General features: G+C 58.4%; 18 protein-coding genes. 9 read left to right on the forward strand and 9 right to left on the reverse strand.

The window, feature by feature from the left end:
• Positions 1 to 116: 116 nt before the first annotated feature.
• The 4 genes from thrS to Q666_RS48590 all read right to left on the reverse strand — a co-directional run bounded on the left by thrS (position 117) and on the right by Q666_RS48590 (position 5,481).
• The gene (gene thrS, locus Q666_RS48575) at positions 117 to 2,087 is read right to left on the reverse strand and encodes a threonine--tRNA ligase (RefSeq protein WP_023001097.1); all 1,971 of its coding nucleotides are present in this window, start codon (positions 2,085 to 2,087) and stop codon (positions 117 to 119) included.
• A 138-nt stretch (positions 2,088 to 2,225) separates the two neighbouring features.
• On the reverse strand, positions 2,226 to 3,692 hold the full coding sequence (locus tag Q666_RS48580; RefSeq protein ID WP_023001096.1) for a RimK family protein: 1,467 nt from the start codon (positions 3,690 to 3,692) through the stop codon (positions 2,226 to 2,228).
• Between the two features lie 4 nt (positions 3,693 to 3,696).
• The gene (locus tag Q666_RS48585) at positions 3,697 to 4,881 is read right to left on the reverse strand and encodes a GNAT family N-acetyltransferase/peptidase C39 family protein (protein WP_023001095.1); all 1,185 of its coding nucleotides are present in this window, start codon (positions 4,879 to 4,881) and stop codon (positions 3,697 to 3,699) included.
• A 147-nt stretch (positions 4,882 to 5,028) separates the two neighbouring features.
• Entirely contained in the window at positions 5,029 to 5,481 is a 453-nt protein-coding gene (locus tag Q666_RS48590; RefSeq protein ID WP_031269318.1) for an Lrp/AsnC family transcriptional regulator, read from the reverse strand.
• Between the two features lie 135 nt (positions 5,482 to 5,616).
• Here Q666_RS48590 and Q666_RS48595 point away from each other — a divergent pair, with 135 nt between their 5' ends.
• Complete coding sequence (locus Q666_RS48595; protein ID WP_031269317.1) at positions 5,617 to 6,513, forward strand: DMT family transporter; 897 nt, start codon at positions 5,617 to 5,619, stop codon at positions 6,511 to 6,513.
• On the opposite strand, the gene Q666_RS48600 is transcribed toward Q666_RS48595, so the two are convergent.
• From Q666_RS48600 to Q666_RS48605, 3 genes are all read right to left on the reverse strand, one after another.
• Positions 6,508 to 8,298, reverse strand: coding sequence for a radical SAM protein (locus Q666_RS48600; protein ID WP_023001092.1), 1,791 nt, complete (start codon positions 8,296 to 8,298; stop codon positions 6,508 to 6,510). The genes Q666_RS48595 and Q666_RS48600 overlap by 6 nt on opposite strands.
• Before the next feature lie 78 nt (positions 8,299 to 8,376).
• Positions 8,377 to 8,727 carry a membrane protein insertion efficiency factor YidD gene (gene yidD, locus Q666_RS65535; protein ID WP_081713268.1) on the reverse strand — a complete coding sequence of 117 codons (351 nt, stop codon included), beginning with the start codon at positions 8,725 to 8,727 and terminating at the stop codon, positions 8,377 to 8,379.
• A gap of 17 nt (positions 8,728 to 8,744) precedes the next feature.
• Positions 8,745 to 9,197: an iron-sulfur cluster assembly scaffold protein gene (locus tag Q666_RS48605; protein ID WP_023001091.1), complete on the reverse strand. Its 453-nt coding sequence runs from the start codon at positions 9,195 to 9,197 to the stop codon at positions 8,745 to 8,747.
• Positions 9,198 to 9,485: 288 nt separating this feature from the next.
• On the opposite strand from Q666_RS48605, the gene folE reads away from it, so the two are divergent.
• The 8 genes from folE (at position 9,486) to Q666_RS48645 (ending at position 15,402) form a co-directional block, all read left to right on the forward strand.
• Positions 9,486 to 10,121 carry a GTP cyclohydrolase I FolE gene (folE, locus tag Q666_RS48610; RefSeq protein ID WP_023001090.1) on the forward strand — a complete coding sequence of 212 codons (636 nt, stop codon included), beginning with the start codon at positions 9,486 to 9,488 and terminating at the stop codon, positions 10,119 to 10,121.
• Between the two features lie 44 nt (positions 10,122 to 10,165).
• A complete protein-coding gene (gene hisI / locus Q666_RS48615) occupies positions 10,166 to 10,621 on the forward strand; it encodes a phosphoribosyl-AMP cyclohydrolase (RefSeq protein ID WP_031269315.1) in 456 nt (151 codons plus the stop codon).
• 206 nt (positions 10,622 to 10,827) lie between these two features.
• Positions 10,828 to 10,983: a periplasmic nitrate reductase, NapE protein gene (gene napE / locus Q666_RS48620; protein WP_023001088.1), complete on the forward strand. Its 156-nt coding sequence runs from the start codon at positions 10,828 to 10,830 to the stop codon at positions 10,981 to 10,983.
• A 4-nt stretch (positions 10,984 to 10,987) separates the two neighbouring features.
• Positions 10,988 to 11,503 carry a ferredoxin-type protein NapF gene (gene napF, locus Q666_RS48625; RefSeq protein WP_023014524.1) on the forward strand — a complete coding sequence of 172 codons (516 nt, stop codon included), beginning with the start codon at positions 10,988 to 10,990 and terminating at the stop codon, positions 11,501 to 11,503.
• Positions 11,500 to 11,784, forward strand: coding sequence for a chaperone NapD (locus tag Q666_RS48630; protein WP_023001086.1), 285 nt, complete (start codon positions 11,500 to 11,502; stop codon positions 11,782 to 11,784). Before napF ends, Q666_RS48630 begins: the two co-directional genes overlap by 4 nt.
• Positions 11,781 to 14,276 carry a periplasmic nitrate reductase subunit alpha gene (gene napA, locus Q666_RS48635; RefSeq protein WP_023001085.1) on the forward strand — a complete coding sequence of 832 codons (2,496 nt, stop codon included), beginning with the start codon at positions 11,781 to 11,783 and terminating at the stop codon, positions 14,274 to 14,276. Before Q666_RS48630 ends, napA begins: the two co-directional genes overlap by 4 nt.
• Before the next feature lie 8 nt (positions 14,277 to 14,284).
• Positions 14,285 to 14,755, forward strand: coding sequence for a nitrate reductase cytochrome c-type subunit (locus Q666_RS48640; protein ID WP_023001084.1), 471 nt, complete (start codon positions 14,285 to 14,287; stop codon positions 14,753 to 14,755).
• Positions 14,755 to 15,402 (forward strand): cytochrome c3 family protein, encoded by a 648-nt coding sequence (locus Q666_RS48645; protein WP_031269311.1) that lies wholly within the window; start codon positions 14,755 to 14,757, stop codon positions 15,400 to 15,402. The genes Q666_RS48640 and Q666_RS48645 overlap by 1 nt, the downstream gene beginning before the upstream one ends.
• A 52-nt stretch (positions 15,403 to 15,454) precedes the next feature.
• On the opposite strand, the gene Q666_RS48650 is transcribed toward Q666_RS48645, so the two are convergent.
• Both Q666_RS48650 and Q666_RS48655 read right to left on the reverse strand, forming a co-directional pair.
• The gene (locus Q666_RS48650; protein ID WP_023001082.1) at positions 15,455 to 15,886 is read right to left on the reverse strand and encodes a CBS domain-containing protein; all 432 of its coding nucleotides are present in this window, start codon (positions 15,884 to 15,886) and stop codon (positions 15,455 to 15,457) included.
• A gap of 280 nt (positions 15,887 to 16,166) precedes the next feature.
• Positions 16,167 to 16,955, reverse strand: coding sequence for a rhomboid family intramembrane serine protease (locus Q666_RS48655; protein ID WP_023001081.1), 789 nt, complete (start codon positions 16,953 to 16,955; stop codon positions 16,167 to 16,169).
• Positions 16,956 to 17,391 lie beyond the last annotated feature (436 nt).

Genomic DNA, 17,391 nt, shown 5'->3' on the forward strand with positions numbered 1-17,391 from the left:
GTGGCAAATCCGGAACCCAATACCAGACACCCTGTTTCATGATTGTGACAGCACATTGCCCTGATGCCAGGGCAATGTGCAAGCTGTCAGATTTTCCCTTAATGCCAGGGAAAACCTTACTTCAGGTCTGGCGGCGTCGCTTCTTCAACGAACGCTGCAATCGCCTCGTCGAGGCCCATCGGGGTCTGGTCCTTGGAACCGAGACGGCGAACGTTCACGGTCCGCTCCTCGGCTTCACGCATGCCGCACACGATGATCACCGGCACCTTGGCCAGCGAGTGTTCGCGGACCTTGTAGTTGATCTTCTCATTGCGGAAATCGGTCTCGACCTTGAGGCCTTTCGCCTTGAGCAGATCCGCCACTTCCTGGCCGTAATCGTCGGCTTCCGAAGTGATCGTTGCCACCACGATCTGCAGCGGCGCAAACCACAGCGGGAAGTGACCGGCGAAGTTCTCGATCAGGATACCCAGGAACCGTTCCATGGACCCGCAGATCGCGCGGTGGATCATCACCGGTGTCTTCTTCTCGCCGTCCTTGTCGACGTAGAAGGCACCAAAGCGTTCCGGCAGGTTGAAGTCGACCTGCGTCGTGCCGCACTGCCATTCACGGCCGATGGCATCGCGCAAGGTGTACTCGAACTTCGGACCGTAGAAAGCACCCTCACCCGGCAGGATGTCGGTCTTAACCCGGCCGCCCGACTGGGCTTCGATCTGCTTCAGCACATCGGACATGATCGCCTCGGCATGATCCCATGCCTCGTCGGTGCCGACGCGCTTTTCCGGACGGGTGGACAGTTTCACCACGATCTCGTCGAAGCCGAAGTCTTCATACACAGACAGGATCAGGTCGTTGATCTTGAGACACTCATCCGCCATCTGCTCTTCGGTACAGAACACATGGGCATCGTCCTGGGTGAAGCCGCGCACGCGCATCAGACCATGAAGTGCACCAGACGGTTCGTAGCGGTGCACCGCACCGAACTCGGCAAGGCGCATCGGCAGATCGCGGTAGCTCTTCAGCCCGTGCTTGAAGATCTGCACGTGACCAGGGCAGTTCATCGGCTTCAGCGCGAAGACACGCTCGTCCTCGGCTTCCGGATCGGCACACTGCACGGAGAACATGTTCTCCTTGTACCAGGTCCAGTGACCGGAAGTTTCCCAAAGCGACGTGTGCAGCACCTGCGGTGCGTTCACCTCCTTGTAGGTGTCCTTCAGAACCCGGCGCTTGTAGGCGATCAGGCTCTGGAACATGTCCCAGCCCTTCGGGTGCCAGAAGACAACACCCGGGCCTTCTTCCTGGAAATGGAACAAGTCCATTTCCCGGCCCAGCTTGCGGTGGTCGCGCTTTTCGGCTTCTTCCAGCATGTGAAGGTAGGCTTTGAGCTCCTTCTCGCTGTGCCAGGCCGTTGCGTAGATGCGCGTCAGCATTTCGTTGTTGCTGTCGCCGCGCCAGTAGGCGCCGGCCACCTTCATCAGCTTGAAGGCATCGCCGATCTGCCGGGTGGAGACCATATGCGGCCCCCGGCACAGGTCCAGCCACTGGCCCTGCTTGTAGATCTTGAGTTCCTGATCTTCCGGAATCGCATCAACGAGCTCGACCTTGTAGTCCTCGCCCTTGGCTGCGAAATAGCGCTTCGCTTCGTCGCGGCTCCACACTTCCTTGGTGAACTGTGCACCGCGGCCGATGATCTCGCGCATCTTCTTTTCGATAACCGGCAACTCTTCCGGCGTGAACGGCCAGTCGGCGCCCGTGTCCGGGTGAACGCGCTTGAAGTCGTAGTAAAAGCCGTTTTCGATCACCGGACCGATGGTCACCTGGGTACCGGGCCACAGTTCCTGCACGGCTTCGGCCATGACGTGGGCCGCATCGTGGCGGATCAGTTCAAGGGCGCGCGGGTCGTCGCGGGTGACGATCTCGATCTGGTGATTGCCGCTGATCGGGTCGGTGAGATCTTTCAGTTCCCCGTCGAGAGCCATTGCCACGGCCTTTTTGGCCAGCGACTTGGAAATGCCTTCGGCGACGGCGAGACCGGTGGTGCCTGCCGCGTATTCGCGCACGGAATTGTCGGGGAAAGTAAGTTCAATCATCGGTTTTCTCCTGCTCACTCCTGCAGACAAGGCAGGTAAGCTGTTCAAAGGAAATGGAACGGGCCGGGCATACGGGATTCAAACTAATCCGGCAACCTTTTCCGAAGCATTTCCCTTGATTTGGCCGGCGGTGTTGCCCTAGCGCGCCTCCAGGCGGCGTACGAACCAGCGGATAAGCTGATCCCAGACAGCGTCCTTTTCGGCAAGATCCTCAACCCCGTGATCAAGATTGGGATTGTCATTGATCTCGATGACCACCACCCGCTCGCCGATCACTTTCAGATCGACGCCGTAAAGACCATCACCGATAAGCCGCGCCGCCCGAACCGCGATATCGATCACTGCTGGCGGTGTTTCGGCCATGGAAACTGTCTTGAACCCGCCTTCGACGGCCTTCTTGCCGGTCTCGTGCCGCACGATCTGCCAGTGTTTTTTGGCCATCAGATACTGGCAGGCGAACAGCGGTTCTCCGTCCAGCACACCGATGCGCCAGTCGAAGTCCGTCGGGCAGTATTCCTGCGCAAGCAGGATGGCGCTTTCCTGGAAAAGCTCTTTCAGCTTCTCCTTGATGGGTTCGGCGCCCGTCACCCGGAACACGCCACGGCTGAAGGAACCGTCAGGGATCTTCAGAACGATCGGAGAGCCGAGTTTGGCTTCCAGGTCACCCGCCTCCTTCAGGGAGGACAGGACGATGGTCTTGGGCGTCGCGATGCCATGACTTGCCAGAAGCTCGGTCAGATAGACCTTGTTGGTACAGCGGATCATCGACACCGGATCGTCGATCACCGGCATGCCTTCCTGCACGGCGCGCCGGGCAAAACGGTAAGTGTGATTGTCGATGTTGGTGGTCTCGCGAATGAACAGCGCATCATACTGCGCCAGCTTGTCGAGATCACCCTTGCCGATCGGCACGACTTCAACCCCGTGGCGCGCCGCCACCTTGGCCATGTGCTTCAGCGAGGCGATGGAGGATGGCGGCAACTCTTCCTTGGGATCGGACAGAACAGCCATCGCGTATTTCATCAGTGCGCGCTGTTTCGGCGCCCGCCAGGGACGTGTCGTATAGCTTTCCACCGCTGCCAAAAATTGCGCACGCTCTTCCGCTTCGAGGTCATTTACCGCCAGCACGCGGATGCGCTTGATGCTGCGCCATTCGCCCTCTTCCAGCAGAACCTCCAGCACAGGTGCGCGGAACCAGTCGAACAAGAGCCGCGCGAACGGTTCAAGTGCAGGGTCGCCAACCTGGCCGAGATAGATCAGCAGCCGAGAGACCGCTCCAGCAGCCTCCGGTGCCATCTTGCGAAGGCAGCGGTTCAGCCGGTCTTCAAGTTCCGGCAAGGCATGCTGATAGAGTTGCTTGCGGGACAGTTCGATCATCGTCTCGACAACCGGCACCACGCGGTGCTGGCGTGCTTCAGCCAGAAGCGACGCGTAATAGCCTGCCCCCTGGTAAGCGTAGGAGCGCGACAGATTGAGAATGGTCGGCTTGGCACCGGTAAACAGTTTCGGGTGCGTCAGATACTCCCGCACGGTCATGACCTTGTGCGGCGTTTCCGTGTTGGAGAGGTCTTTGAGGTTGTCGACCAGAATGACCCAGGAAGACATTGGATCAGGCGTCCTTTCGTATCAGGATTTGGGCACGTACCGCGCTGCGGCCCCAGCGGGCCATGCGGTCGAATTCGGCAAAGGGAATGGGAAGATTTGCAGCATCTGCCGGACTTTCATGGCGCTCGCGCTCAAGCCACGGGTCATGAATGATGAGGTGGCGATCGTCCGCGTCATGCACAAGCACCCAATGCGGAACTTTCTGGCCGAACATGCGGTAGCCGGAAATGAGCACGATCGCGAGCGTACCGGCTGAAATCTCGGTCGCCAGTGCTGTTGCTTCCAAGGGGGTTTCCGAACGGGCAACACCAAGCTGCGCGGCTTCCGACCGGTAGCCTTCCTGTACCAGGGTCAGAACCTTGCGCTTTTCCGGGTTCCGAACCGAATTGAGAAACAGGAGTTCGTCGGGAAACAGCCTGACCTCGACCGAAAGCCCGCGCCGCGCAAGCGCATTGGCCAGGCCGAAGGGACCGCAGCCACCATGACCGGAGGCGAGATAGATCGTCGTTGCCTCCCGCCAGAGGGTGAGTTCCGTCAAGGGTTCTGCCGGAACCGACCGGTCGAAATGCCGGGCCGCCATCAGTGCACAGGCCGGGCCGCAGGTGAATTCGGTTGTCTGCGAGTAATAAGGCGCGTTGCCGGTGCCCAGCACCGGACCATGGAGCAGCTTTTCCATGCGCAACGCTGCGCAGCCATCCTCGTAATAGGCCTCTACCCTGCCCAGCATCCGGTAGCCGCTGCGCTGATAAAGTGCGATGGCCGCCTCATTGTCTGCACGCACTTCAAGCCGCAGCACAATGCGATCGCTGTCGAAAGCGGCAACTTCGGACGCTTCCAGCAGCTTTGCGCCAAGCCCCTGTCCCCGGCAGGCCGGATCCACAGCAAGCGAATAGAGCCGCGCCAGCGCGGTTGCCTGGCGCAAGAGCAGCAGCGCGTACCCAACCAGTCCGTCTGGACCGATTGCGACCAAAAGGCGTGCGCGAGGGCTCTCCAGAAATCGCCTGAAGCTTCGCCGGGAAATGCGATCGCCGGCAAAGGCGGCGTTTTCAATGCGAAACAGCTCGGCGAGATCGCCGGGCTCGGCAGTGCGAATGAGAATATCCCCGGTTTCGGCCTGGGGCGAAGCCTTGTCCATGGTGCCTTGAAAGACCCAAAGGCCGGTGCGCCGCACCCGGTCTCCATCCAACATTGGCGACGGCCCTGAGGCAGTTTAGAGACTGCACGGACCGGTCGGCGGCCTTTGCGGAATACACCGATTTGCAGGTGCTGTCTTTGAGAATTTTCGCTGCGGCAACACATTTTGCATTCAGGCCTTAACGGCCCGGAAACGCAGGCCTCAAGAGGCCTTCTCAGCCACAGCCAAGGGCGGCGGACGGCGGCGGATAGGCTGGGATTTGACAATCGAGGTGCTGGTTTCCGCCTTGTCCGAAATCCGGTCCAGAATTCCGTCGAGCTGATCGATGGAAGGAATGGCAAGTCGGGCGACGAAACAGTCTTCTCCCGTGACCTTGTCGCACTCGCAAAACTCGGGAATTTCCTGAATGAGTTGCTGCACGATGTGCAGCTTTCCAGGCAGCGGTCGAATGCGCACGATCGCCTGCAGACTGTATCCAAGCACCTTCGGATCAATATCCACGGTAAAGCCGCGAATGACGCCGCGCTCCTGCAGACGGCGGATCCGCTCCGAAACACCGGGCGACGACAATCCCACGTGAGCGGCCAGGTCTTTCAACGACATGCGCGCGTCGTCAATCAAGGCTTCAACGATCTTGATATCCGTCTCATCCATCTTCATTTCGAAACACCAATCGGCAGATAAGCTTACATTTCACAAAACAATATCAGCTTCTGCTGATTTATCAAAAGTACGCGCATCCATCTCCTTGGCAGAATGAAGGCCATCCTGAAACGCCTGGAGGCAAAAATGGACAAGACATTGCGCGGCGCCACCGAAATGACCGCCGCCATGACCATTCTGGGAACGATAGGACTTTTCGTGGTCCTTTCCGGCCAGGGCGCCATCGACGTTGTGTTCTGGCGCTGCGCCTTCGGTGCGTTGGCACTGCTTGTCATCTGTTCTGCCCAGGGCCTACTCCGCCGGCACCTGACCTGGAAGAAACTGGCCGTTGCCGCCATAGGGGGCGTTGCCATCGTCGTGAACTGGGCAATGCTCTTCACTGCCTATTCCGAGGCATCCATCGGCGTGGCAACCGCTGTCTACAATACCCAGCCGTTCATCCTGGTCGGCTTCGGCATTCTGTTTCTGGGAGAACGGATCACCGTCAACAAGCTCGGCTGGCTGGTCATTGCCTTTGCCGGTGTCCTGCTGATCGTCCAGGCAAAACCCGGCGCTGTCGAATACGCCGGTTCAAATTATGCACTCGGCATAGCACTCTCGCTCGGCGCAGCCTTTTTCTGGGCTGTCGCAGCCCTGCTGACCAAGAAGCTGACGGGAACGCCTCCACAGCTGATCGCCCTGGTACAGGTCTGTGTCGGCATCCTGATGCTTACCCCCTTCGTCAGCTGGAACGCTCTGCCGGAAGGTACAATGGCCTGGGGCTCGCTTGTCACGCTTGGCACCGTTCACACGGGGTTGATGTATATCCTCATGTATGGCGCCGTGCAGAAGCTGCCGACCTATCTGCAAGGTGCCTTTTCCTTCATTTATCCGGTGGTGGCGATCCTTGTCGACTATGTAGCCTTCGGCCATCAGCTGAAACCGCTGCAGCTTGTCGGAGCGGCCGCGATCATCATTGCCGCGATGGGCATGACCTTCGGCTGGCGGCTGCTTCGGCGCAAGGCTACGGCCTCTCCTTCATAGGGCCGAAGCTGCTTTCGCCCGGTCTTTTCCGGCCTTCGAAAGCGCGGCATCGCGAAGCTGTTTGGCAACCGCTTCCGCGCCGCCGCGTGTTTCCCGGATCATCGCCAGATCCTCTTCTTCGCTCCGGTTCATGGGGGCAATGGCAAGATCGGAATACGTCCGCCTGCCAGGCGATGCCTTTACCCTCCGGTAGATCCGGTAAACCCGCCAGACGGCAGATAGATAGACCCAATGTTTGGCGACGATTTCGGCAAGATACCGCGGATAGAACATCAGCGGATTTTCAAGCGGCAGCCCACCGCGTCGGTCTGTTCGGAATTTCAGGCGGAAATATCCGCCCTCAAGCGGATGAACGCCTTCGCATTCGACCATCAGCTTGAACCACATCATCAGGAACAATTTGTTGCCCGGACGCCCCTTGCGATGCGCCGCGGCTCTGCGCAACACCGTTTCAATGTGGCCATCCGAATAGTAGCTTGCCCAGGCCTGCCGATAGGCCTCCTCCCAATCCTCATCGCTCATGTTCGGGTGATGACTCACCCGGTGATTGAGATCGTACTTGTTGAGGTCTGGATCCATCCAGATGCCTTTGCTTAAAAGCACCTTGTGATCTTCGGATCCCGGAAGCGGTGTCAGATAAAAGAACTCGAGCAGATCGAGCGGAAGCTCCTTTTTGATGATCTCGACATCATGCAGGACCGACTCCTTGGTATCCCCCGGAAAACCGATGATGTAACCGGCATAGGTGGTTGCCCCGTGGGTCCGCCATTTCTGCAGCATCTCCCGGTATTCGGTAATCTTGTTCTGCCGCTTCTTTGCGGCCATGAGATTGTCCGGATTGATGTTTTCCAGCCCGATGAAGACCCGGTTGACCCCTGCCCGCGTCGCTTTCTCGATGAAACCGTCAATTCGGTGACAGAGCGTGTCCACCTGGATGATGAACTTGATGTCGAAACTCTCCTGCTCCCTAAGCTGGATCAAGCGGTCGAACAGCGGCTCCCATTCCCGGTTGCGGGCGAAATTGTCGTCGGTGATGAAAAAACGGTCGATCCCCTGTGCAACGTTATCGCGAATGATCTGCTCCAGATCGTCGGCGGAACGAAACCGGCTCTTGCGACCTTGCACGTTGATGATGGTGCAGAAGGAACACTGGAAAGGGCAACCGCGGCCAAGATCGAAGCTGGAATGCGATCCGGCCGTGAAGCGAATGTGCTGAGTGGGCAGGATCGGGGTCGGCTCCCCCTCCAGCGACGGCAAGTCCGCCATGAAATTGTAAAGCGGCTTCAGATCGTCGGAAAAGGCATCTCGGAAGACATCGTCCAACCGCCCGTCCTCGGCCTCGCCGGCAAAATAGACGACACCTTCCTTTTGCAACCGAACCATCTCTTCCGGCATTTCATCCAGCATGGATATGCAGCCGGAGACATGAAATCCGCCGATGGCCACCGGCAGACCAAGACCTAGAAACCTGCGGGCAAGGTCGGTCGCCCGGGGAAACTGGTTTGACTGAACCCCGACCAGCGCGATCAGGGCCTTTCCGCCTGCTTTTTGGATATCCCGGCCAATCTTTTCCGGACGAACCCGCTTGTTGGTTTCATCGTAGGTATGAAGATGGATGCGGACATCCTTCCCGAGAACCTGACGGTTGCGGGCCGCTTCTGCGAGCCCGTTCAGGCTGGCGAGCGTGTTGGAAGGAATTGCAGAGCGAAGCCACTGGATCGGATAACCATCGTCGTCGTAATGGGTCGGCTTGATCATCACGAAATGGAAGTCGCGTCCGCTCATTCTTCCCTCCGCCTTCTGGCATGAGAGGCAAGCGCTGCACCAACCTGACGTTGGGTCAACAACAGATCGGATGAGCGATTAGTCCAGACGATGTTCCGGCGGTATGTGCTTGCCGGTCCAATGACCGTAACGCCAGGGCAAAAACCAGTGCGCATCTGGCGGCAAGGTGTCGGGAACCGGGTCAAAACCGGAGGAGCCCAAGGGATTACAACGAAGAACCCGGGACAAGCCAACCCACCCCCCGGCCCAAAAGCCGAAGCGGCGAATGGATTGCTCGGTGTAATCGGAGCAAGTCGGCGCGTAGCGGCAGGTGCGCCCCATGAAGAGCGACAGGGAATGGCGGTAAAGCCAGATAAGCCCAATCGCTGCATATCCGATTGGTGACAATCGGCCATCCGGCTTTCGCGGTTCGTTATGGAGAGAACACATGGGACGCAGAACTGCGGTCACGCGACCGCACTGTCTTCCTTGGCTTTCGCCTCGATCTGGTCGAGCGCATCGACAACGGCATCAAATGTCAGAAGCGTAGAGGCATGGCGCGCCTTGTATTCGCGGACCGGTTCCAGAAACTTCAGGTCTTCAAAGCGGCCTGTGGGGGCCTCGCCGCCTTCCTTCAACATGGCGCGCATGGTCTGTTGCACTTCGCGCAACTCATCTGCGCGCGCGCCGATGATATTTCGAGCCATGATTGACGAAGACGCCTGGCCAAGCGCGCAGGCTTTGACGTCGTGAGCAAAATCCGTGACGACGCCGTCCTTCATGGAAAGGTCGACAATGACGGTGGAGCCACACAATTTGGAATGAGCTTTTGCGCTTGCGTCCGGATGCTCGAGACGGCCGATCCGCGGGATATTTCCGGCGAATTCAAGGATCTTCGCGTTATAAATGTCGTCGAGCATAACTCGCCTCTTCGTGAATGCCTGTGATGCGCGACACATTGATGGCGCACTGCTTTCATATATATACATCAGACGCCACGGCAAATTCGCAAGGGGCAGAGTGGTCGCAGTTGGTCTTTCGCATGTCGTTTGCACGCTAGAAACCGGCTCCTCCCGCTCAGAAACTGTGCGTTCGCTTTTTGCCTGGAGTATGATAAGGGTCCGCGGCTTGAAAAGCCCGAACCTTCTGATCTGTGCACCAGCGGGCGCCGTATGACGAGTGACAAGGGTAAAATTGCGAGGATCCCCATGGACGCTGTCCTCAAGCCGGTAGAAAAAACCTTCGAAAGAAAGTCACCGGATCAGTTGCATCGGCCAAGCCGTGAAGAAGCGGAAGCTGCAGTGCGCACGCTTCTGGCCTGGACCGGCGACGACCCGGACCGCGAAGGTCTTGTGGAAACACCGAAGCGCGTGGTCAAGGCACTGAGCCAGCTTTACAGTGGCTACTTCGAAGATCCGGCAGAGCATCTTGCAAGGACGTTCGAAGATGTTGGCGGCTACAAGGATATCGTCCTTGTGCGCGGCATCCCGTTCCATTCCCATTGCGAACACCACATGCTGCCTTTCATCGGCGAAGCTCATATCGCCTATTACCCGGCAGAAGGCGTCGTTGGTCTTTCCAAACTGGCACGTGTTGTCGACATCTACGCCAAGCGTCTGCAAACGCAGGAAAACTTGACTGCGCAGATCGCATCGGTCATTGACGACGCTCTGGCCCCGCGTGGCCTGGCCGTGATGCTGGAAGCCGAACACCAGTGCATGACCATGCGCGGTGTCCAGAAACCCGGTGTTTCCACGATCACCACCCAGTTTACCGGCGTATTCCAGGACGATCCCGCCGAACAGGCGAAATTCATGTCTCTGGTACGTGGCAAGGGTCTCTGACTTTTCAGCCCTTGCGTTATCAAGACGACAAGGGCTTTCTTCCCATGTGCAATACCCACCTGACTGAGCGCGGCGACAAGGCAACGGTCGAAAACGGCGATCTGATGATGCCGAAGTTTGACCGGGACGGCCTGATTGTGGCTGTCGTCACCGATGTGGCGTCAGGCGAAGTGCTCATGGTTGGCTACATGAACGCCGAGGCCCTGAAGCGGACGATCGAGACCGGCGAGGCCTGGTACTGGAGCCGTTCGCGCCAGAGCTTCTGGAAGAAGGGCGAAACCTCCGGCCAGATCCAGACCGTGCATGAAATCCTGACCGATTGCGACCAGGATGCCCTGGTCCTGAAGGTTTCGGTTGCCGGCAATGGCGCAACCTGCCATGTGGGATATCGCTCTTGTTTTTATCGTAAAACCATCAAAGGTGACGATGGGTCTGTGCGTCTGGAGCGCGTGGAAACCGAGAGGGTCTATGATCCCGACGAAGTTTACGGCAAGGGTTGAGCCCGGCAGTAGAGCCACCAGCCTTGAGCGAGGCTTATCCGCAAGCCATTGAAACATATTAACTTTCGAATTCTTGAAACAAAATTTTAAGTAGTATCCCGTATATCTCCACCCTCTCTCTTGTGCCTAAGTTTCCACTAGGCGCGAACAACAAGATCAAAATCCCGTGCCTGATTCCCTATCGACCGCAAGCTGAGGGAGAGGCTATGGCGGACAACACTGTTCCAAGCAAACGGGACGAACGGATTGCGTTCATCCTGTTGGCCGTTTTGCTTGCCCCGGCGCTTTCCGTCGCAATTGTTGGCGGCTACGGCTTTATCATCTGGATGTCACAGCTGGTCCTTGGGCCGCCGACGGGCTGATGCCATGTCTCCCGACCCTCATTTTTCGGCCAGCCGCAGAGCATTCCTGAAACTGCCCAGCCAACCGGAGATCCAGAGACTTCGCCCACCCTGGACGGACGAAGCCCTGGTTGCCGCACGTTGCACAAGCTGTAACGCCTGCAGCGAAGCTTGCCCCGAATCCATCTTGAGGCCGGACGACACCGGGCGGCCGGAAGTTGTCTTCGACGGCGGCGAATGTACTTTCTGCGGCAAATGCGCAGAAGCCTGCGCACAGGACGTCTTTGACATGAAGCGCACGCCGGCCTGGCCGATGAAGGCTGAATTTCAGCCGGGTTGCCTGCAGGATCATGGCATTGCCTGCCAGGTGTGCCGGGATATCTGCCCCACTTCGGCAATCCGCATAGATCTCACCAAACGCCCCTTTGGCCGGCTTCGCATCGAAACAGATGCCTGCACGGGCTGCGGAGCCTGTCTCCCAGTCTGTCCGCAGGATGCACTGGCCATTATCCATCCCAAAGAGGATGCCCAGACAGCATGAGCACAACAGTCCACATAGCCAGTCTTCTCGTTCATGCGCGGACCGAAGCGATATCCGATGTCGAGCGGGACATTCTTGCACTCGGCGGCGCCGAGATCGCCCATTCCGATGATCAGGGACGCCTGATCGTGACACTGGAAACCGCGAACGAAGCGGAAATTGTACAGGCCCTCACGGATATCCAGCTGCTCACCGGCGTTGTGAGCGCATCCCTTGTTTACCACCAGACAGACGGTGCGCCCGAGGCGGCACCGACCTCCCTTCAAGGAGACACACAATGAGCGGAATTAGCAGACGTGATGTCATCAAGGCGCAGGCTGTGGCGGCCGCCGCCGCGGCAGCGGGGCTCCCCGTGCCTGCGGCCGCACAGAACCTTGTTACCCATGCGCATCTGACCGACCTGAAGTGGTCCAAGGCTGCCTGCCGCTTCTGCGGCACCGGCTGCTCCATCATGGTCGCGACTAAGGCCGGACGCGTGGTTGCAACCCACGGCGACGCTGAAGCGGAGGTGAACCGGGGCCTCAACTGCGTCAAGGGCTACTTCCTGTCGAAGATCATGTACGGCAAGGACAGGCTGACGACACCGCTCCTGCGCAAGAAGAACGGTAAGTTCGACAAGGACGGCGACTTCGAACCGGTGTCCTGGGACGAGGCCTTCGACATCATGGCCGAGAAATGGAAGGCAACATTGAAGGCCAAGGGCCCGAAGGCTGTCGGCATGTTCGGCTCGGGCCAATGGACAGTCTGGGAGGGGTATGCGGCTTCCAAACTGATGAAGGCCGGCTTCCGATCCAACAATATCGACCCCAATGCTCGCCACTGCATGGCGTCTGCGGTCGTCGGGTTCATCCGTGCCTTCGGCATTGACGAGCCCATGGGTTGCTACGACGACTTTGAAAACGCCGACGCCTTTGTGCTCTGGGGCTCCAACATGGCCGAGATGCACCCGATCCTGTGGACCAGGATCGCCGACCGGCGCCTCAGCCATCCCCATGTCAAGGTTGCCGTGCTTTCTACCTTCGAACATCGCAGCTTCGATCTGGCGGACATTCCCGGCGTATTCGTTCCCCAGACGGACCTGATCATCGCCAACTATATTGCGAACCACATCATCCAGTCCGGCGCGGTGAACGAGGAGTTCGTGTCAAACCACGTCAATTTCCGGAAGGGCGCACAGGACATCGGCTATGGCTTGCGACCGGAAAATCCGCTTGAAGCCGCTGCAGCAAATGCCGGCAGCGGCGATTCCGAGCCGATGTCTCTCGAGGAATTCGCCGAATTCGTGAAACCCTACACACTGGATTTCGCCGCGGAGAAGTCCGGAGTTTCAAAGGAGCGGCTTCAGCAGATCGCTGAGCTTTACGCAGATCCGGACACCAAGGTGATGTCCCTTTGGACCATGGGCGTCAACCAGCATACCCGCGGTGTGTGGATGAACAACCTCATCTACAACATCCACCTGTTGACCGGTAAAATTGCCCAACCCGGCAATTCCCCCTTCTCCCTGACCGGCCAGCCGTCTGCCTGCGGCACCGCCCGCGAAGTCGGCACCTTCGCTCACCGTCTGCCTGCCGACCTCGTGGTTTCAAATCCGGAGCACCGGGCAACAGCCGAAAAGATCTGGAAACTGCCGGCAGGAACCGTTCCTGAATGGATCGGTGCACATGCCGTTCTGCAGAACCGGAAACTCAAGGACGGCGAAATCAACTGCTACTGGGTGCAGGTCAACAACAACATGCAGGCCGCCCCGAACATGATGGAAGAAGGCCTGCCCGGATATCGCAATCCGGAAAACTTCATCGTCGTTTCCGATGCCTACCCGACTGTGACGGCCGAAGCCGCCGACCTTGTTCTGCCAACCGCAATGTGGGTGGAAAAGGAAGGTGCCTACGGCAACGCCGAGCGCCGCACCCAGTTCTGGCACCAGCTCGTCGACGCACCGGAAGGGGCCATGTCCGACCTGTGGCAGCTGGTTGAGTTTTCCAAACGTTTCACAACAGACGAGGCCTGGCCGCCCGAGCTTCTGGCCGACAATCCCGATTACAAGGGAAAGACGCTGTACGAGGTTCTGTTCGAAAACGGCAACGTCAACGCCTTCCCCAACAGCGAGCGGGCGGAAGACTACGAAAACCGCGAATCCGACGAGTTCGGCTTCTACATCCAGAAAGGCCTGTTTGAGGAATACGCCCAGTTCGGCCGCGGACACGGCCACGATCTGGCGGATTTCGACACCTACCACCAGGTGCGCGGGCTCCGTTGGCCCGTGGTGGACGGCAAGGAAACCCGCTGGCGCTACAACGGCAAATACGACCCTTATGTGAAAGAGGGAGCCGCATTCGATTTCTATGGGAAACCGGACGGCAAGGCGGTCGCCTTCGCCCTGCCCTTTGAACCGCCCGCGGAAAGCCCGGATGAGGAGTATCCCTTCTGGCTGTCCACCGGCCGGGTTCTGGAGCACTGGCACTCCGGATCGATGACGCAGCGCGTGCCTGAACTCTACAAGGCCGTGCCCGATGCCCTCTGCTACATGCATCCGGACGATGCCGAGGCTCTAGGTTTGAGGCGCGGTGCGGAAGTGCGCATCAAATCCAGACGTGGGGAAATTCTCACCCGCGTCGAAACCAGAGGCCGCAACAAACCGCCCAAGGGGCTGATTTTCGTACCCTGGTTCGATGCCCGCCAGTTGATCAACAAGGTCACGCTGGACGCGACCGATCCACTGTCGAAGCAGACCGATTTCAAGAAATGCGCCGTGCGCGTAGAAGCAGTGTGAGGTGAGCCATGAAACGCTTTGCAATCGGCCTTGCCTGCGCCGCCCTGTTGGTTGCCGCAGCTGCCGCAGCCGCCCAGGAACACATCGCCACCATGCGCCCCGCAACGCCGTTGGCGGAAAACGGGACGCCTGCCCCGATGCCAAAGCCGGTGAACTCCGACATTCGCCAGGTGCGGAACTATCCCGAGCAGCCACCGCTGATCCCTCACACGATCGAGGGCTATCAGATCGACAAGAACTCCAACAAGTGCCTGAGCTGTCACTCCCGTACAGCCATTGAAGTCAGCCAGGCGCCAATGGTGTCGATCACGCATTTCATGAACCGGGACAACCAGTTCCTGGCGTCCGTCACACCCCGGCGGTATTTCTGCAATCAGTGCCACGTGCCGCAGACCGACGCCCGGCCTCTGGTCGAGAACGACTTTGTCGATGTCGATGAAGTGCTCGAATATGTGAAATCCAAAGAGGGGGCCAAATGATGCTGGCCTTCCTCAAAAGGCTCTGGACCACCATCCGCCGCCCGAGCGTGCACTACAGCCTCGGCTTTCTGACCCTCGGCGGCTTCATCATGGGCATAATTTTCTGGGGTGGTTTCAACACCGCGCTGGAGTTGACCAATACCGAGAAGTTCTGCACGGGCTGTCACGAGATGCGCGACAACGTCTTTGCCGAGCTTAAAACGACAATCCACTACTCCAACCGCTCGGGCGTGAGAGCCACCTGCCCGGATTGTCATGTCCCCCATGAATGGACAGACAAGATCGCCCGCAAGATGCAGGCCTCAAAGGAGGTCTGGGGCAAGATCTTCGGAACGATCAATACGCGGGAAAAGTTTCTGGAACACCGGCTTGAACTGGCCCAGCACGAATGGGCCCGGCTCAAGGCGAACAATTCTCTGGAATGCCGCAACTGCCATTCCGCCGATTCCATGGACATAACCCGTCAGAGTGGAAGGGCCTCTGAAGCGCACCAACGCTTCCTGTTCACGGGTGAAAAGACCTGCATCGATTGCCACAAGGGCATTGCGCATCGCTTGCCGGACATGTCCCAGTCGGCATGGCACGGGGAAAAACCCGAAAAAATGCTGAAGGAAGCCACCGCGTTTCTGGCAACACGGCAAGATTGATAAATCACACGTCGAAACAAAAAGGCTGGCCTACAAGCCAGCCTTTTTCATGTCAGGCCATCGTAATGTAGCTGCGCATCTGCTCGGCTTCGAGTTCAACCTGCGCAATCTTGAACTTCACGACGTCGCCGATGGAGATCACACCGGTCAGCTTGCCGTCCTTCACGACCGGCATATGGCGGAACCTGCCCTGTGTCATGCGAGCCATGACTTCGTTGATGTTGTTCTCTTCGGAGCAGGTAACCACGTTCTTGGTCATGACACCGGAAACCGGTGTTTTCAGCGCCGACACGCCTTGCGTACCGACCACGCGAACGATGTCCCGCTCTGACACAATGCCGTCAACGGCACCTTCCTTGTCGGAAACGACCACGGCACCGATCTTGTGTTTTGCCAGGGTTTCACAAATTTCGCTGAGCAACGCGTCGCTGCGCGCTGTGATAATATCGTGGCCTTTCCCACTCAGGATAGCGGCTACGGTCATTCAATCACCTCCCATGGCATCAATCGGTCCGTTTTACCGGACCAGATCAACCGACGCTCAATCGGAAGCGATCAAACGTCAATAGTTGATCGACCTTAATGTAGTCTGCCAGCCGGTCTCCGGAAGGAGATGTTCCTGCTGCTCGACCACTTTCGCACCGACTGGGGCCGGACGTCCATTCGAATCCGACAGGACGACCTCCAGTCGTCAGGTATCATGGCAAAAAAATCAGATCGCGCAAACTGTTGACCTTGCGTCTTGAACGCACTTTCGCTCCGCGTCAGGAATTCCGCCGCTGCGGCACGGGGTCAAACAGCGGGAACAGGGCAAGTCCGGCGACAAATCCACCAATATGAGCTTGCCAGGCAACACTTGCCGGCTGTCCCGCAACGGGACCGCTCATCAGGCCGAAGAACAGGTTGAGCCCGAACCATACCGCGACAAAAACCAGAACCTGTTGATTGCGAAGGCATTCCGCAAGCGGCTGCGCCGGTACGAAATAGGCCGTCGGATCGTTGCTGCGGATCGCTCCCAGCGGGCCACCACGCTCGAAAACGAAACGAATGGCCGCAGCCATCTGACCGGAAATGGCGGCGGATGCACCGATCATCGGCGCCCCTTCCCCCCAATGGGTGGCAAGATGAGCCAGCGCCCCGCCAACGGAACAGGCCGCCGAAAACAGCAGAAACCGGCCCACGCCAAACCGCCTGGCAACCGCACTGCCGAAAATCGCCATCCAGAGCAGGTTGAAAATGATGTGCATGGCGCCACCATGCAGCAGGCTGTAAGTGACGAAGGCCCAGAGGCTGGAGAGAAGATCAAAAGGCGGCAGACTGCCAAGATAGGCATATTTTACCGGCCAGAATGCAAAAAGTTCGATGATCAGATTGTCCAGGTTTGCCGGAAGGACCATCGCACGCAAAACGTGGATCGCAATCAGGATACCGCCAAGCCAGACGATGATCCCGGGCAGATTGAACACGGGCGGACCGGACGGCCGTTGGGGAGGTTGTTCCTTCTGGGCTTTTTCGCGCCGGGCGCGTTCTTCATCAATGCGGTAAACGTTCATGGACCCTCTGCCTTTCCTGTCTTTCTTCTAAGCCAGATCGAAGACAAAACAAGAGTGGTTCGACCGCCAGAACATGCGAAACCGGGAATTAGTGACTTCGACTTCACCGGTCACAATCCCCAAAAAGCCTGAAAATACAAAGCGCCGGCCACCTAAAGGTGACCAGCGCTTTGCGATGCCCCCCAAAACCGGTCGCGTCCCCACGACGCCCGTTCAGGACAGTTGTTCACTCTGGCCGGCGCTTGTTTTACCGAGGCAGCTCTTGGCGGCTGTACCTATCGGCCCGCGGCCTGACCTGCAACAACAGGTTCCTCCCACCCGCTGTCTATGTGAACTGAGTGTTAAGCTGACAGGCAACTGCCCCCAATACAAGCTTTACCGAAAATTAACCTTAATTTCTGACCGCCTCTCAAGCTTTCGCACCAACAAGCACTTG

Origin of the sequence: Labrenzia sp. C1B70, assembly GCF_000475395.1 — a bacterium.
GTDB classification, from domain to species: Bacteria; Pseudomonadota; Alphaproteobacteria; order Rhizobiales; family Stappiaceae; genus Roseibium; species Roseibium algicola.

Excerpts from the sequence above, each read along its gene's own strand:
- thrS (WP_023001097.1), bottom strand. The coding sequence starts at position 2,087 with ATGATTGAACTTACTTTCCCCGACAATTCCGTGCGCGAATACGCGGCA.
- Q666_RS48580 (WP_023001096.1), bottom strand. The coding sequence starts at position 3,692 with ATGTCTTCCTGGGTCATTCTGGTCGACAACCTCAAAGACCTCTCCAAC.
- Q666_RS48585 (WP_023001095.1), bottom strand. The coding sequence starts at position 4,881 with ATGTTGGATGGAGACCGGGTGCGGCGCACCGGCCTTTGGGTCTTTCAA.
- Q666_RS48590 (WP_031269318.1), bottom strand. The coding sequence starts at position 5,481 with ATGGATGAGACGGATATCAAGATCGTTGAAGCCTTGATTGACGACGCG.
- Q666_RS48595 (WP_031269317.1), top strand. The coding sequence starts at position 5,617 with ATGGACAAGACATTGCGCGGCGCCACCGAAATGACCGCCGCCATGACC.
- Q666_RS48600 (WP_023001092.1), bottom strand. The coding sequence starts at position 8,298 with ATGAGCGGACGCGACTTCCATTTCGTGATGATCAAGCCGACCCATTAC.
- yidD (WP_081713268.1), bottom strand. The coding sequence starts at position 8,727 with ATGTGTTCTCTCCATAACGAACCGCGAAAGCCGGATGGCCGATTGTCA.
- Q666_RS48605 (WP_023001091.1), bottom strand. The coding sequence starts at position 9,197 with ATGCTCGACGACATTTATAACGCGAAGATCCTTGAATTCGCCGGAAAT.
- folE (WP_023001090.1), top strand. The coding sequence starts at position 9,486 with ATGGACGCTGTCCTCAAGCCGGTAGAAAAAACCTTCGAAAGAAAGTCA.
- hisI (WP_031269315.1), top strand. The coding sequence starts at position 10,166 with ATGTGCAATACCCACCTGACTGAGCGCGGCGACAAGGCAACGGTCGAA.
- napE (WP_023001088.1), top strand. The coding sequence starts at position 10,828 with ATGGCGGACAACACTGTTCCAAGCAAACGGGACGAACGGATTGCGTTC.
- napF (WP_023014524.1), top strand. The coding sequence starts at position 10,988 with ATGTCTCCCGACCCTCATTTTTCGGCCAGCCGCAGAGCATTCCTGAAA.
- Q666_RS48630 (WP_023001086.1), top strand. The coding sequence starts at position 11,500 with ATGAGCACAACAGTCCACATAGCCAGTCTTCTCGTTCATGCGCGGACC.
- napA (WP_023001085.1), top strand. The coding sequence starts at position 11,781 with ATGAGCGGAATTAGCAGACGTGATGTCATCAAGGCGCAGGCTGTGGCG.
- Q666_RS48640 (WP_023001084.1), top strand. The coding sequence starts at position 14,285 with ATGAAACGCTTTGCAATCGGCCTTGCCTGCGCCGCCCTGTTGGTTGCC.
- Q666_RS48645 (WP_031269311.1), top strand. The coding sequence starts at position 14,755 with ATGCTGGCCTTCCTCAAAAGGCTCTGGACCACCATCCGCCGCCCGAGC.
- Q666_RS48650 (WP_023001082.1), bottom strand. The coding sequence starts at position 15,886 with ATGACCGTAGCCGCTATCCTGAGTGGGAAAGGCCACGATATTATCACA.
- Q666_RS48655 (WP_023001081.1), bottom strand. The coding sequence starts at position 16,955 with ATGAACGTTTACCGCATTGATGAAGAACGCGCCCGGCGCGAAAAAGCC.